The 14172-nt window shown below is 73.8% G+C and carries 13 protein-coding genes; 4 read left to right on the top strand and 9 right to left on the bottom strand.

Annotated features, from left to right (window positions below; all coding sequences use genetic code 11):
* Nucleotides 1-45: 45 nt before the first annotated feature.
* Entirely contained in the window at nucleotides 46-1194 is a 1149-nt protein-coding gene (locus ACGFIA_RS16165) for a glutamate--cysteine ligase (RefSeq protein ID WP_357384933.1), read from the top strand.
* A 34-nt stretch (nucleotides 1195-1228) separates the two neighbouring features.
* On the opposite strand, the gene ACGFIA_RS16160 is transcribed toward ACGFIA_RS16165, so the two are convergent.
* A complete protein-coding gene (locus ACGFIA_RS16160) occupies nucleotides 1229-2056 on the bottom strand; it encodes a PIG-L family deacetylase (RefSeq protein ID WP_357384931.1) in 828 nt (275 codons plus the stop codon).
* Nucleotides 2057-2129: 73 nt separating this feature from the next.
* On the opposite strand from ACGFIA_RS16160, the gene ACGFIA_RS16155 reads away from it, so the two are divergent.
* Entirely contained in the window at nucleotides 2130-2843 is a 714-nt protein-coding gene (locus ACGFIA_RS16155) for a hypothetical protein (RefSeq protein WP_357384929.1), read from the top strand.
* Between the two features lie 54 nt (nucleotides 2844-2897).
* Here the strand turns inward: ACGFIA_RS16155 and ACGFIA_RS16150 are convergent, their stop codons facing one another.
* From ACGFIA_RS16150 to ACGFIA_RS16130, 5 genes are all read right to left on the bottom strand, one after another.
* Entirely contained in the window at nucleotides 2898-5708 is a 2811-nt protein-coding gene (locus ACGFIA_RS16150; protein ID WP_357471140.1) for a glycoside hydrolase N-terminal domain-containing protein, read from the bottom strand.
* Nucleotides 5709-5860: 152 nt separating this feature from the next.
* Nucleotides 5861-6877, bottom strand: a complete 1017-nt coding sequence (locus ACGFIA_RS16145; RefSeq protein ID WP_357471145.1) for a nitroreductase — start codon at nucleotides 6875-6877, stop codon at nucleotides 5861-5863.
* A 2-nt stretch (nucleotides 6878-6879) separates the two neighbouring features.
* The gene (locus ACGFIA_RS16140; protein WP_393260601.1) at nucleotides 6880-7962 is read right to left on the bottom strand and encodes a GNAT family N-acetyltransferase; all 1083 of its coding nucleotides are present in this window, start codon (nucleotides 7960-7962) and stop codon (nucleotides 6880-6882) included.
* Entirely contained in the window at nucleotides 7959-8399 is a 441-nt protein-coding gene (locus ACGFIA_RS16135; RefSeq protein WP_013285846.1) for a hypothetical protein, read from the bottom strand. The genes ACGFIA_RS16140 and ACGFIA_RS16135 overlap by 4 nt, the downstream gene beginning before the upstream one ends.
* A gap of 3 nt (nucleotides 8400-8402) precedes the next feature.
* Nucleotides 8403-9965: a phenylacetate--CoA ligase family protein gene (locus ACGFIA_RS16130; protein ID WP_357384922.1), complete on the bottom strand. Its 1563-nt coding sequence runs from the start codon at nucleotides 9963-9965 to the stop codon at nucleotides 8403-8405.
* Nucleotides 9966-10127: 162 nt separating this feature from the next.
* Here ACGFIA_RS16130 and ACGFIA_RS16125 point away from each other — a divergent pair, with 162 nt between their 5' ends.
* Nucleotides 10128-10538, top strand: a complete 411-nt coding sequence (locus ACGFIA_RS16125) for a hypothetical protein (RefSeq protein WP_357471155.1) — start codon at nucleotides 10128-10130, stop codon at nucleotides 10536-10538.
* A 7-nt stretch (nucleotides 10539-10545) separates the two neighbouring features.
* A complete protein-coding gene (locus ACGFIA_RS16120) occupies nucleotides 10546-11589 on the top strand; it encodes a polyprenyl synthetase family protein (RefSeq protein WP_393260597.1) in 1044 nt (347 codons plus the stop codon).
* Here ACGFIA_RS16120 and ACGFIA_RS16115 read toward each other — a convergent pair.
* The 3 genes from ACGFIA_RS16115 to ACGFIA_RS16105 are packed head-to-tail and all read right to left on the bottom strand — an operon-like array spanning nucleotide 11586 to nucleotide 14172.
* The gene (locus ACGFIA_RS16115; protein WP_393260594.1) at nucleotides 11586-12557 is read right to left on the bottom strand and encodes an acetylxylan esterase; all 972 of its coding nucleotides are present in this window, start codon (nucleotides 12555-12557) and stop codon (nucleotides 11586-11588) included. The genes ACGFIA_RS16120 and ACGFIA_RS16115 overlap by 4 nt on opposite strands.
* The gene (locus ACGFIA_RS16110; RefSeq protein ID WP_357384914.1) at nucleotides 12548-13237 is read right to left on the bottom strand and encodes an N-acetylmannosamine-6-phosphate 2-epimerase; all 690 of its coding nucleotides are present in this window, start codon (nucleotides 13235-13237) and stop codon (nucleotides 12548-12550) included. The genes ACGFIA_RS16115 and ACGFIA_RS16110 overlap by 10 nt, the downstream gene beginning before the upstream one ends.
* On the bottom strand, nucleotides 13234-14172 hold the full coding sequence (locus ACGFIA_RS16105) for an ROK family protein (RefSeq protein ID WP_357384912.1): 939 nt from the start codon (nucleotides 14170-14172) through the stop codon (nucleotides 13234-13236). The genes ACGFIA_RS16110 and ACGFIA_RS16105 overlap by 4 nt, the downstream gene beginning before the upstream one ends.

Genomic DNA, 14172 nt, shown 5'->3' with positions numbered 1-14172 from the left:
GACTCACGACGGTCCGCCGCCAGTTCCGTGCCGGTGGAGCCGTCGGTGAGGCCGCGGCCCACCACCACCACCGCCGCCACCACCACCCCCGAGATTCCCGCCGTCCTGACCCTCGGGGTAGAGGAGGAGTTCCTGCTGCTGGACCCGGTCAGCGGCGAGAGCATGCCGGTCGCCGACCGGGTACGCGACGCGCTCTCCGGCACCGCCCGCGAGCAGAGCCGGCAGGAGTTCCGGCACAGCATGGTGGAGATGGTGACGCCGGTCAGCCCGGACCTCGGGGAGCTGCGCGAACACCTGGTCACGCTGCGCCGGGCCGCCGCCCGGGCGGCCGACGCGGCCGGGGCGCGGCTGGTCGCCGTCGGTGCCACACCGGTCTGCGAGGCTCACCGCACGGTGCCCGACGAGCAGCGCTACCACGACATGTCCCGCCGGTTCGGCCCGGTCGCCCACGATCCGGCCGTCTGCGGCTGTCACGTGCACGTCGGCGTGCCCGACCGGGAACTGGCCGTGCAGGTCTGCAACCACCTGCGCCCGTGGCTGCCGGTGGTGCAGGCGCTCACCGCGAACTCGCCGCTGCACGACGGGCGCGACACCGGGCACGCGAGCTGGCGCTCGATGCAGCTGGAACGGTGGCCGAGCATCGGACCCACACCGCACTTCGACTCCGCCGCCGACTACGACGCCACGGTGGCGGACCTGATCACCGCCGGGATCATGCTCGACGCCGCGATGGTCTACTGGTACGCGCGCCCGTCCGCGTCGTACCCGACGGTGGAGGTCCGGGTCGGCGACGTGTGCCCCACTGTCGACGACACCGTGCTGGTCGCCGGGCTGGTCCGGGCGCTCGTGGCGACGCTGATCGACGACGTCCGCGCGGGCGTGCCCGCCCTCCGCATCCGGGACTGCCTGGTCGCCGCCGCGCACTGGCGGGCCGCCCACGACGGCGTCGACGGCCGGCTCGTCGACCTGCGCACCGGACGGCCCCGGCCCGCCTGGGACCTCGTCGACGACCTGGTCGTCACCGTCACGCCCGCGCTGGCCCGCCACGGCGACCTGGACCTGGTCCGAAGCGAGCTGGAGCGGGTACGCCGGGACGGCACCGGCGCCACCCGCCAACGACGGATCATGGCCGAGACCGACGGCGACGTGGGCGCGGTGCTGGCGCACCTGGCCGCCCAGACCGTCTCGGCGTGAACCGGTGACCGCCCCGGACCGGGCCCGCGACCGGTCAGCGCAGCCCGGCGAAAAGGTCGTCCTCGGGCGTCGCCGCGCCGGTGGTGTCCCGCACCCGCACGAACGTCTCCATGCCCATCAGCTCGGTGAACCGCTCCTGCCCCAGCCGCAGGAAGAAGATGTTCTCCGCCTGGCTGGCATGCGCGGCGAGCGAGGCGAACTTCTGCCCGCCGTAGCCGCTGGTGTCGACCCAGGTGGTGATCTCGTCGTCCGGCAGGCCCAGCGCCGGCATCTCGTCGGTCGCCTCCGGCTCGGGGAACTCCACCCCGATCTCGCGCATGATCGTGCCGAACTGCTGGAACGCGCTGCGCGGCACTGTGGTCCAGTAGACCTTGGCCGGGATGCCGGTCTGCTCGACCGCGGCCATCGTGATCCGGTGGGCCTGGATGTGGTCCGGGTGGCCGTAGAAGCCGTTCTCGTCGTAGGTGACCACCACGTCGGGGCGGTAGCGGCGGATCAGCTCCGCCAGCCGGTCGGCCGCCTCCGCCACCGGCGTGTTCCAGAACGCGCCGGGCGCGTCGTTCGTCGCCCAGCCCATCATCCCGGAGTCGCCGTAGTCGAGCGTCTCCAGGTGGGTCACCTTCAGCGCCTCGCAGCTCGCGGCCAGCTCGGCGCGGCGCATGTCCACCACGGACCGCGGGTCGTGCCCGTCCTCGCCCGGCTTGACCCCGCCGGGTCCGTCTCCGCACGCACCGTCGGTGCACGTCACGAGCACAGTGGTGACGCCCTCGGCCGCGTAGCGGGCCAGGACGCCACCGGTGCTCGTCGCCTCGTCGTCGGGGTGAGCGTGCACCGCCATCAGGGTCAGGGATCGATCGGTCACCCCGTCACCATACGAGCTCCGACCGACGAACTAGCATTGCCCGGTCCGCAGACGGCGACGGAAGCGAGGCGCGATGGGTTGGCTCCAGCGGTTGCTCGGTGGCGGACGGGTCGAACTGGACCCCACACGTCAGCAGGAGCTGCTGCGGGACGTGCGGCAGTCCTACGGGGCGCACGCCCGCCTCCGGTTCCCGGAGCAGGCCGACGCGATCACCCGGCTGCTGTCCGATGACGACGGTCTCGTGGTGGCCGCCGGGATCGTCTGCGAGGCCGCCGACCAGGCGCACGCCGACCTCCAGGGGCAGGCGCAGGAGGTGTTCCGGCGTACCGGGCGGCGGCTGCTGGTGCACCGCCGCAACTACCGTCCCCTGTGGAAGGAGGCCGGGCCGGCGCTGCGCTGGCCGCTCGGCGCGCTGCCCAGCGGGCTGCACCCGTACGCTCAGGTCACCGCCGCCGTGGCGGTGGTCGGCGGGCGGGCCGACCGGCTGGACCGGGTGACCGACCCGCAGCCGTTCGTGACGCGCCTGTTCGAGGTGCTCGACCTGACCACCGTCGGCTGGGAGTTCGGCCGGGTGCGTGTGGACACCGACAGCGCGACGCTCGTGGAACGGCTGATGGGCACCGGCGCGCGGGTGCTCGCGACGATGGACGACCCGCCCCGGCTGCCGCCGGCGGTGCGGGAGATGATGCGCCGCAACCACCGCATCGCCGTGTACGACCCGGCCGGTCCCCGCGTGGTCGGCGAGCTGAACCTGGGTGCGCGGCTGCGCGAGACGCTGCTGGCCTGATCGGCTGTGCGACGCGCCCGCCCGGGCCGGGTGGCCGGGCGGGGCGCGCGGTGGTCAGGTGGTCGTGCAGGTGATGTTCGTCGGCGGGTTGTTGGCGCCGCCCGCCGAGCCGATGAAGCCGAACGTGGTGGAGCCGCCGGCCGGCAGTGAGCCGTTGTAGTCGACGTTGCGCACCGTCACGTTCGCGCCGTTCTGGGTGTGCGTGCCGCTCCAGATCTGGTTGATGACCTGACCGTTCGGGAACGTCCAGGACACCGTCCAGCCACGGATCGCGGTGGTGCCGGCGGTCACCGTGACCTCGGCCTGGAAGCCGCCGGACCAGGAGCCGGTGATCGAGTACGTGGCACGCGCGCCGGACGGCGCCGGGGAACTGGTGGTCGGCGTCGGGGTCGGTGACGGCGTGGAGGTCGGCGTCGCTGTCACCGTCGGCGAGGGTGTCACGCCCGGCCGGGCCGCGCGGTAGGTGTGGCCGGCGCGGACGGTGAGCGCGACGACGTCGGACTCCGGGCGGGTGGTGGCCGGTGTGCTGCCGTCGGTGACGTCGGCGAGGGTGAAGCTCCCGGTGAACAGCCGGGACCGCAGTCGCAGCGTGCCGTCACGGTCGGCCCGGACGGTGATCTCGTCGGCCTGGCCGACCGTCCAGGCCAGCGCCACCGTGTAGCCGCCCCGGCCGCGCAGGCCCGCGACCCGCCCGGCGGGCCAGGCGGTCGGCAGCGCGGGCAGCAGGTGCAGCTCGCCGGTGTGGCTGTGCAGCAGCATCTCGGCGATGCCGGAGGTGGCGCCGAAGTTGCCGTCGATCTGGAACGGCGGGTGCAGGTCGAACATGTTCGGCGCGAGCCGGTCGGTGCGGACCAGGTCACGCAGGAGCTTGTGGGCGCGGGCGCCGTCCTCCAGCCGGGCCCAGAAATTGATCTTCCAGGCGAGGGACCAGCCGGTCCCGTCGTCGCCGCGCAGCTCAAGCGTCCTGCGGGCGGCCTCGTACAGCGCCGGGGTGCCCCGCTTGGTGATCTGGTTGCTGGGATGCAGCCCGTACAGGTGGGAGACGTGCCGGTGGGTGCGCTCGGTCTCGACCCAGTCGGCCAGCCACTCCTGCACGTTGCCCCGGGAGCCGACGCGGCTCGGCGGCAGCCGGTCCTTTGCTGTGCGCACCTGGGACCGGAACGTGGCGTCGACGCCGAGCACCTCGCTGGCCCGCGCCGCCGCGTCGAACAGGTCGCGCAGGATCTGGTTGTCCATCGTGGGCCCCGCGCAGACGCTGGCGTTCGCGTGGTGCGCCAGTTCCGGCGAGTTCGACGGGTTCGTCACCAGGTAGCCGAGCGTGGGGTGGGCGACCAGGGTGTCGAGGAAGAACTGGGCGGCGCCCTTCAGTGCCGGGTAGTTGGCCTGGAGGAATCCGCTGTCGCCGGTGAACAGGTAGTGGTCCCAGATGAGCGTGCTGAGCCAGGCCCCGCCGGTCTGCCACATGCCCCAGAACGCGCCGTCCACCACCGACGCGCCCCGCCAGGCGTCGGTGTTGTGGTGGGTGACCCAGCCGCCGGCGCCGTACTGCGCCTGGGCGACCCGCGCGCCGGTGACGGTGAGGTCCTTGACCATGTCGAAGACCGGCAGGAAGCACTCGGACAGGTTCGTGGTGTCGGCCGGCCAGTAGTTCATCGGCAGGTTGGCGTTGACCGTGTACTTCGAGTCCCAGGACGGCGTCAGCGAGTCGTTCCAGATGCCCTGGAGGTTCGCCGGCTGGGTGCCCGGCCGCGACGAGGAGATCAGCAGGTACCGCCCGAACTGGAACAGCAGCGCGGCGAACTGCGGGTCGTCGGTGCTCGCGTGCTGCGCGATCCGCACGTCGGTCGGCTGGTCGGCGGCGGCCGTGCGGCCCAGGTCGATGGTGACCCGGTTGAACAGCGCCTGGTAGTCGGCGCGGTGGCGGGTGCGGAGCTGGTCGACGTCGACGCCCTTTGCCGCGTTCAGCCGGTTGCGGGCGATGCCCTGGTAGTCGCCGTTGACGGTGCGGTAGTTGACGTAGCTGGACCCGATCGAGATCAGCACCGTCACGCTGGTGGCGCCGGACACCCGCAGCGTGCCGCCGGAGCTGCTGACCGTGCCTCCGGTGACGGCGGCGTTGGCCAGCGCGAGGAAGCGCACCGAGCCGTTCACCCCCTCCATCGAGCCGGAGATGCCGTCGAGGGCGATGGTCGCGCCGTCCGGGCTGGACGCTGTGGTCCGCTGCGGGCTGTCGAAGGTGGCGGAGAAGGTGATCGCGTTCGCCCGGTCGGCGGTCAGCCGGAGCACGATCACCTGGTCGGGCGCGCTGGCGAACACCTCCCGCTGGTGCCGTACGCCGCCCTGGACGTAGGTGGTGGTGACGGTGGCGGTGGTGAGGTCGAGGGTCCGGTTGTACTGCGTCGCCCCGCTCGCCGAGCCGAAGGCGAGCCGCAGGTCCCCGACGGTCTGGTAGGCGAGCTGCCCACCCGGGCTGCCCATCATGGTCTGGTTGATCAGATCCTGTGCAGAGGTCCACTGGTCAGCGAAGACGCGGCGGCGGATCTCGGCCAGGCTGGCCGCGCCCCGGGTGTTCGCCGAGTCGTACGGGCCGCCGGCCCAGACGGTGTCCTCGTTGAGCTGGAGCCGTTCGGTGTCGACGTTGCCGAACACCATCGCGCCGAGCCGCCCGTTGCCGATCGGCAGGGCGCGCAGCCAGTCGGTGCCGGCCGGTTCGTCGTACCAGAGCGCCAGGTCGTTCGCGGCCAGCACCTGTGGTGGCGCCGCCGAGCCGGCGCGCGCGGTCGCGCTCCAAGCGGCCGGCACCAGCGCGGCACCGGCACCCGCCGCCGTGGCCTTGATGATGTTTCGTCGTGTCACTTCGGACATGGTTGCTCCCAACCGCGCAGATCAGAGATGGGCCCGGGTGCGCGGCGGCGCTGTTATCGCTAACAGCACACACGCGCGCACCCGGACGCCGCATTCCTGCCACTACGCGCCCAGGGCTCCCGACCGGGCGACACATCAGCCACCATGGACTCTCATGTATGGAGTAACACCGCGTCAAGGGGTGTTACCGCTAACAGATCCGATCCGCGCTCCACTCGCCGGGCCGACCGGGGCGCGGGGCCGGCCGGCCGGCCCACCCGGGCCACGTGCACGATCCGCTCCGGCGCCACGTCCAGCAGTGTGCCGAGCGCGTCCCGGGTGGCGGCCACGTCGACGAGCTGACTGAGCGGGTGGGCGGCCAGCCCGGCCGTGTGCAGCGTCAGCCACATCCGCATCAGCACCCGTCCGAACTCGACCTGCCCGGCCGCGTCCAGACCGGGCGGCGCGACGAGCGCCAGCACCCCGCCGCCCTGCGCCAGCGGATCACCGCCCGCGGCGGCGAGCAACCGGGGCAGCCCCAGCGGGCGCAACGCCGGGTACGCCGCGAGCGCCGCCCGCAGCCCGGTGGCCGTGGCCCGGCCCAGCCCGAGGCACCTGTCACTGAGCCCGTCGGCCCGGTAGCGCGGGCCCGACCGGTCCAGGCGCAGCCAGCGGCGCAGCTCCGCGACCACCGCCGGGTCGGCGTACACCTGCCGGTCCGCAGTGCGCAGCAACGCGCGCAGCCGCCCGGCCGCCGGCACCGCGCGGACCGCGCCACCGGCCCGGCGGGCGACCGCGTCCACGGCGGCGACCAGGTCGGCGTCCGGGCCGCCGGTGAACCGGCCCCGGTGGGTACGCCGGTCCCGCACGTCGGCGGTGCGGAACGGCGTCCGGTACGGCTGCCGTGCCGGTCGCAGCCGCCCCACCCGCCGCTCGGACTCGTCGTGGTCGGCGGCCCAGTCCAGCCGCAGCCCCGCGTCGGCGGCGACGATCAGGCAGGTCTCCACGAAGGCGCCCAGTGACAGCCGCAGGTCCCGCCCGGCCGGGTCGCCGGCGGGCAGCGCGTCGGCCGGGTCCCAGCCGACGGTGATCGCCCAGTGCTCGTAGCGCAGCCGCCACGGCTGGGTGTTGTGTGCGCTCGGTGCCCGCCAGCACAGCGGCTCCAGCGCGCGGAACGCGGCGAGGTCCATGGTCACCGCTCCTTGGCGTAGAACGTGTAGCCGTGCAGCGGGCGCCCGCCGAGGCGCCGGTACTGGGCGGCCGAGGCCGGGTTGTCCCGCCCGACGTACGTGCTGCGCAGCGCCGCGTAGCCGCCGTCGTGCAGGTTGTGGTGCAGGTGTGCGGAGAGCAGCCGCTGATAGCCGCGCCCCTGGAACTCCGGCACCACGCCCTTGACGATCAGCACCGCCTCCCGGCGGTAGCGGCGGCGGGTCGCAAGCAGCCGCAGCTGGTTGACCGGGTTCAGGTCGCCGCGCACCGCGACCAGGAAGTCGCTGATGTCCGGCACGCAGAGCACGAACGCCACCGGGCGCCCGTCGCGGGTCAGGTAGAGCAGCAGGGACTCGTCCAGCAGGTACGCCAGGCCGTCGGTCTGCCGCCGCAGCTGGGCCGCCGAGATCGGCGTGTAGTAGCCGAGCTGGGCGAAGGAGTCGTTGAGCATCCCGCGCAGCAGGTCGAGCTGTTCGTCGAGCCGCCGGGTGTTCCCCCGGTGCAGTTCCAGCCGGGAGCCGTCGGGCTGCACGCCGAGCGCGGGCGGCGGCCCGGCCGGCGGCGGGACCGGGCAGATCCAGGTGTCGGAGACGAACCGCCGGGTGAACCCGTTCTCCTCGTACGCGTCCGGGTAGTACGGCGGGTTCCACGCGCTGTCCACGAAACCCCGGTCGGCGTACCCGGCGGTGATCACGCCGCCGGCCTGGTTGGGCAGCAGCGCCACCGGCCCGAACAGCAGGTCCCGGCCGGGTGTGGCGTGCGCGGCGATCGCGTCGAACAGCGGCCGGGCGGCGGGCTCGGTGAACTCGGTGAGCCCGAACAGCTGGCACCGGCGGCCCAGCTTGGCGTCGAGGTCGGCGTCGGTGTGCAGCGTGGTCCGCCCGGCCACGGCGCCGGTGGCGTCGCGCAGCACGTACATCGGCACGCCGTCGCGCCACCACCGGCGGATCTGCTGCCGGGGCGTCGGCACGTACCGGGGCTCGCCCGCGTACAGCCGGTCGGTGAGGGCGAGGAAGTCGCGCAGGCCGCGCCGGCCGGTGACGCGCTCGAACCGGTGGCCGGTCACCGGCGCACCGCCGGTCCGGTCGTCTCCGCGCCCAGCGGCGTGAACCGCTCGATGTGGCCCATCGCGCCGTCCTCGGCCCGCCACGCGCCGTTGGAGTAGCCGTCCGGGGACGCGGTGTAGAGCCGGATGAACCCGGCGGTGGCGTTACGGTCGCCGTCGGTCAGCCACATCATCAGCTTGCGGTGGTGCCGCGTCCGGGCGAAGCGCAGCAGCGCGTCCCGGTCGGTGAAGAACGCGATCGTGCCGAGCGTCAGCGGGAACTGCCAGTAGACGGTGTGCCAGCAGTAGCCGGACATCCGGCGCATGTCGCGCACCATCCGGATCCAGTCGGGTGCCAGGCGCAGCAGCACCAGCGGGTTCGCGTACCGGGTGCCGCCGATGAACATGGCGCCGGCGCGGGCCTGGGCCGGGGCGCGGGAGAAGTCACGGGTACGCATCGTTCACCTCACCAGGTAGACGTTCTTGATCTTCTGCATGGCGGCGAACGGGCCGCCGTCCGGTTCGTGCAGCTCCACCCGCAGGTCACCGGCGGTCGGGTCCTCCACCAGGGACTGCGCGAAGTCCCGCGACACCGAGGTCAGGTGCGCGCGTACCCCGTCGCGGCAGGCGTCGGCGAGCGCCGCGCGGGCCGCGGTGTCCAGCGGGCGGCGCAGCTCGACGTGGATCACCGGCCGGGTCTCCAGCGCCGCGTCCTCGTGCAGCGTCAGGCAGAACCTGTTGATCTCGGCGGCGTACGGGTTCCCGGTGTACAGGCCGTACTCGACGTCCTGCGGATAGAGGTTCGCGCCCAGGTAGGACACCGTGGAGTCGCTGCGGCCGAACAGCAGCAGCAGCGGCAGCGTCATCCGCTCCTCGGCCGCGGCGGTACGGAACTCGGCGCGGCGCACCGGGTCGGCGTGGGCCAGCTCGACGATCCGCCGGTACGGCACGAGCAGCGCCTCGTCGCCCACGTTGTAGCGCAGCCGCGGCTGGAGCACGTGCGGGCTCGTCACCGTGCAGAGCAGTTCCCGCCGCTCGTTGGTCTCCAGGTAGGTGGCGAACGGGTTGTACTGGAACACCATCGGCAGCCGCTGCTCGCCGCGCCCGAGCAGTTCCGCGCGCAGCCCCGCGTCGGTGCGCAGCCGCCGCCGCAGCCAGACCGTGAACCGGGTCTCCGCACCGATGCCGATGGTCAGGTCCGACGCACCGTACGCCGACCGCACCCGCACGAACCGCTGCTCCAGGTAGTCGCGCAGCGCCTCGGTCATGCCCTCGCCGCCGCAACTGGCGAAGATCCGGTACCGCGACCACGGAAAGTCCTCCGCGTCGAGCCGGTCCCGCAGGTGCTTGAGGAACGGCGGGTACGCGGTCACCAGGTAGTCGTGGCCGGGGCCGAACTCGCGCAGCGTGTCGACGATCTTCCCGAGGTCCGGGCCGGTGTTCTTCACCGTCGCGATCCGGGCCATCGCCGCGCCGGTGGTGGTGCCGGTCGCCCAGGCGCCCATCGAGTACGCGTTGATGACGAACGGGCGACGCATCGGGAACGCCAGCCCGGTGTAGCCGGCGATGTCCCGGTGCACCCCCCGCAGCTCCCGCTCGCCACGCGGCCAGTTGAACGGCCGCCCGGACGAGCCGGCCGACTCGTCGACCACCACGCCCCGCTCCGGCATCCGCCCGTCCCGGCACCGGGCGGAGGCGTCGTACGCCATCACGTACCCGCGCTTGTCGGTCTCCGGGAAGTCCCGCAGCCGCCGGCGCAGGCCGCCGGGGCGGGCCCGCAGGAACGCCTGGTACGCGGGCACCCGCCGGGCGGCGCGCACGCAGGTCGACCGCGCGTTCGCGGCGGCGAGCCGATCGAGGACCGGGTGGTGGCGCCGGGCCAGCCAGCGCCAGCCGGCCGGGTGGTGGGCGACGAGCCGGGCCAGCGCGGCGACCGCGCGGCCGGCGGGGGCCAGCGCGGCCTCGGCGGGCAGCGGCGTGTCGACGGTACGCAAGGCGGCGTGTCGGTGCAGCGTCTCGGCCATGACAAGCATCCTGTCGACGCCGCAACGCCGGCACATGAGCGACGAGACGGTACCGCGCTGAGTACCCGTACCCAGTCGCGAAGGCTGCCCGGGCTGGCCACGCTCAGTCACCATGGCGACACTCGCCTGGTGTGTCGTCCCTGGTCCGGTGACACTTCGCCCATGACAGACGGCAAGCGTGAGCGCACGAACGAGCGCTTCGAGAAGGTGGCCGAGGAGACCTCGGAGACCGTGACCCACGCGGCCACGGTGCTGGAGGAGGAACTCGCGGCGGGGCTGGCCGGCGCACGGCGGCTCGAGGAGAAGCTGACCGAGAGCCGCCGGGTCGACCCGGAGGCGTTCGACGAACTGGTCGCGCGGGTCCGCACCGACGGGCACGCCCTCATCGACACTGTGGTCGGGCAGTTGAAGATGGCCGACGACCAGCGCGGCGAGGTGATCCGGCGGTACACCTCGGACGCGCACGACGCGCTGGACACCGTACTCAATCTGGCGCGGCTGGCCCCCGAGGTCGCGAACGGGCTCGCGGACCGGCTCGCGTCGCCGGCCCCGAAGCGGCCGGCGGGCCGGTAGCCGCGCGATGGCGCCGACCGCCGGGGTGGCCGGCGGGCACGTGGAACGGATGCTGGAGCGCTATCGCGGGCTCGCCCTCGGCGCGCTGCTCGACGACGTGCCCGACGGCGGCCCGCGTTACCTCTACGACCTGGTCGCGGAGTACCCGCGGCGCTGGGGCAAGGGGCTGCGCGCCGCGCTGTGCCTGGCGACGTGCCGGGCGTTCGGCGGCGGCGACGCGGTGGGCCTCAACGCCGCCGTGACGGTGGAGCTGTTCCACAACGCGTTCCTCATCCACGACGACATCCAGGACGAAAGCGAACAGCGGCGCGGCGGGCGGACGCTGCACGCCGAGTACGGCGTCGGCGTGGCACTGAACGTCGGCAACATGACGAACCTGCTGGCGTTGCGGCGGCTGGCCGCTAACCGGTCGGCACTCGGCTCCGGGATCGCCTGGCGGCTGTTCACCGAGACCGAGCTGATGATGCGCCACTCGCTGGAGGGGCAGGCCATCGAGATCGGCTGGATCCGCGACAACGTGTGCGACCTGGACGCCGACGACTACTACCGGATGTGCCTGAAGAAGACCTCCTGGTACACGTGCATATACCCGTGCCGCACCGGGATCCTCGTGGCGACCGGCCGGGAGAACGCCGTCGACGTGCTGGACCGGTACGGCTGGTATCTGGGTGCGGCGTTCCAGATCCAGGACGACGCCCTCAACCTGACCGGCGACTACGCCCGGTACGGCAAGGAGATCGCCGGTGACCTGTGGGAGGGCAAACGCACGCTGATCCTGATCGACTTCATGCGGCGGTGTACGCCGACCGAACGCGAACGGCTCGTGCGGCTGCTGAGCCGGACCCGCGCGGAGCGCACCGACGCCGAGGTGCGCTGGCTGCACGGGCGGCTGCTCGCGTACGACTGTGTGGAGTCGGCGCGGCGCAGCGCCCGGGATCTCGCACTCGCGGCCCGCCGCGAGGGTGAGCGGGCGCTGGGTGCCGCCGCCGACACCGAGGACGGACGTTTCCTGCTCGAGCTGACCGACTACGTGGTGGAACGCGCCCGCTAGGCGCCCAGGACGCCGCGCAACCAGGTGAGCTGTTCGCGCTGGTGTGCCGCCTCGCCGCCCTCGTGGTCGTTGAACTCGTACACCCGCACGTCCTTCTCGCCGCCGTAGCGGTGGTAGGCGGCGAAGCAGGTGGACGGCGGGCAGACCTGGTCCCGCAGGGCGATCGAGAACAGCGCCGGCGCGGTCGCGCGGGGCGCGAGCACTGCGGCGTCCAGGTAGGACAGGGTGCGGAACACCTGGTCGGCGCGGTCGCGGTGCAGCGCTAGGTAGTCCACGATCTCGGCGTATGGGCTGTCCGGCCCGGCGACGCGCACGCCCCGGCGGATGTCGCACAGGAACGGCACGTCCGGCAGGACCGCCACGACGTCCGGGCTCAGCGCGCCCACCGCCAGGGCCAGGCCGCCGCCCTGGCTGAAGCCGGTCACCGCCACCCGCGCGGGATCGACGGCCGGGTGCCGCCGGGCGGCCTCGGCGAAGCGCACCGCGTCGGTGATCAGCCGCCGGTAGTAGTGCTCCGCCGGTTCGGCGACCCCCCGGGTGAGGAAGCCGGGCACGGTGCCGGCCGGGTAGGGGTGCGGATCGGGGGTACCGCCGATGGCGGCGCTCCATCCCTGGCCCCGGCTGTCCATGATCAGGTGCGCGAAGCCGGCCGCCGCCCAGAACAGCTTCTCGTGCGCCAGACCCCGGCCCCGGCCGTAGCCGAGGTACTCGACCACGCAGGGCAGCGGCCCGTCGGCACCGGCGGGCAGGTGCAGCCATCCGCGTACCGGCTCGCCGCCGAAACCGGGGATCGTGGCGGCGTACGTCCGGATCTGGGTCAGCCCGGTGTCGACCGGTTCGTAGACCGCCGCCTCCGGGTCGCCGCCGCCGTCGAGCGTGCGCGCCCAGAAGGCGTCCAGGTCCGCCGGCACGTCCAGCTCCGGCCGGTACGCGAGGCAGCCGGCCAGGTCGAGGTCGGTCAGCGGCACGACGCAGCCTCCTGGACGGCGGCGGCGAACCAGCCGGTGATGGTGCTCGGGTGGGTGATGGCGGTGCCGACGACCACCGTCCACGCGCCCGCCCGCAGCGCCCGCGCGGCCTGCTCCGGGGTGTGGATGCGTCCCTCGGCGACCACCGGTACGTCGACCGCGGCGGCGAGCCGGGCGACCAGGCCCAGGTCCGGCCCGTCGCCCTTTGTGGTGTACGCGGTGTAGCCGGCGAGCGTGGTGCCGACCAGGTCGGCGCCGGCGGCGGCGGCCGCGACGCCCTCGTCAAGTGTGGAGCAGTCGGCCATCACCAGCGCGCCGGTGCGCTCGTGCACGGCGGCGATCGTCTCGGCGAGGGTCCGGCCGTCGGGCCGGGGCCGGGACGTGCCGTCGAGCGCGACGACGTGCGCCCCGGCGTCGGCGACGGCCAGCGCGTGCTCCAGCGTCGGGGTGATGAAGACGTCGTCGTCGCCGTCCTTCCAGAGCCCGATCAGCGGCAGGTCCACCGCCGCGCGGATGGCGGCGATGTCCGCCAGACCCTGGGCGCGGATACCCGCGGCCCCGCCCCGGGCGGTGGCGAGCGCGACCCGGCGCATGGTGTCCGGGTCGCGCATCGGCTCACCCGGGTACGCCTGGCAGGAGACCACCAGGCGGTCACGGAGCTGGTCGACGAGCGCGTTCATGAGACCTTCCAGGCGAGCGAGGCGGCACCGAGCAGCGGCGCGTCGGGGCCGAGGGTGGAGGCGAGGACCGGTACGCCGGCCAGCGCGGGCAGCGTCTCGGCGGGCACCGCGTCGCGCAGCGCCCGCCACCACGGCTCGCCGAGGCCGGTGACGCCGCCGCCGATCACCACGGCGGCGGGGTCGAGCACGTTCACCAGGCCGCCGACGGCGGAGCCGACGGCCGCGCCGCCGAGCTGGACGACCTCGCGGGCCGTCTCGTCGCCGTCCGCCGCGAGCGCGGCGACGGCCCGCAGGTCGGCCACCGGCCGCCCGGTACGCCGGACGTACTCGGCGGCGAGCGCCGGCCCGGCGGCGATCGCCTCCAGGTGCCCGCGCCCGCCACAGGTGCAGGGCAGCGATCCGGCGTACGGCGACGGCTGGTGCCCGGCGTGCCCGGCTGCGCTGTGCGCACCGGCGAGCACGGTGCCGCCGAGGACGAACGACGCGCCGACGCCGGTGCCGACGGCGACGTAGAGCACCGTGTCGTACCCGGCCGCGACGCCGTGACGCGCCTCGCCCAGCGCGTGGGCGTGCACGTCGTTGACCACGGTGACCGGCACGCCCAGGCGCCGGCTCAGGTCGCCGCGCAGGTCCGTGCCGGTCCACCCGGCCAGCACGTCGGTGGCGGACAGCACCAGGCCGGAGCCGCTGTCGATGACTCCGGCGCTGCCGACGCCGAGCGCCAGTACGACACCCGGCGCGTCCGCCCGCAGCTTCTCGACCAGGCCGGCGGCGGTGTCGAGCACAGCGACCGCACCGGAGCGACCCGGCGTCGGTGCGGTGCGCCGGCCGACGACCGCTCCCCCGGCGGTGACCAGGGCGGCGGTGGTCTTGGTACCGCCGATGTCGAGCGCGGCGACCAGGTCGGCCGCGCCCGTGGTGCTCAGGTCGGGCAT

The organism is Micromonospora sp. NPDC049203, from assembly GCF_043197215.1.
GTDB lineage: Bacteria > Actinomycetota > Actinomycetes > Mycobacteriales > Micromonosporaceae > Micromonospora.
Note: the sequence above shows the minus strand (reverse complement) of the source record. Positions and strands in the feature narration are given on the sequence as shown.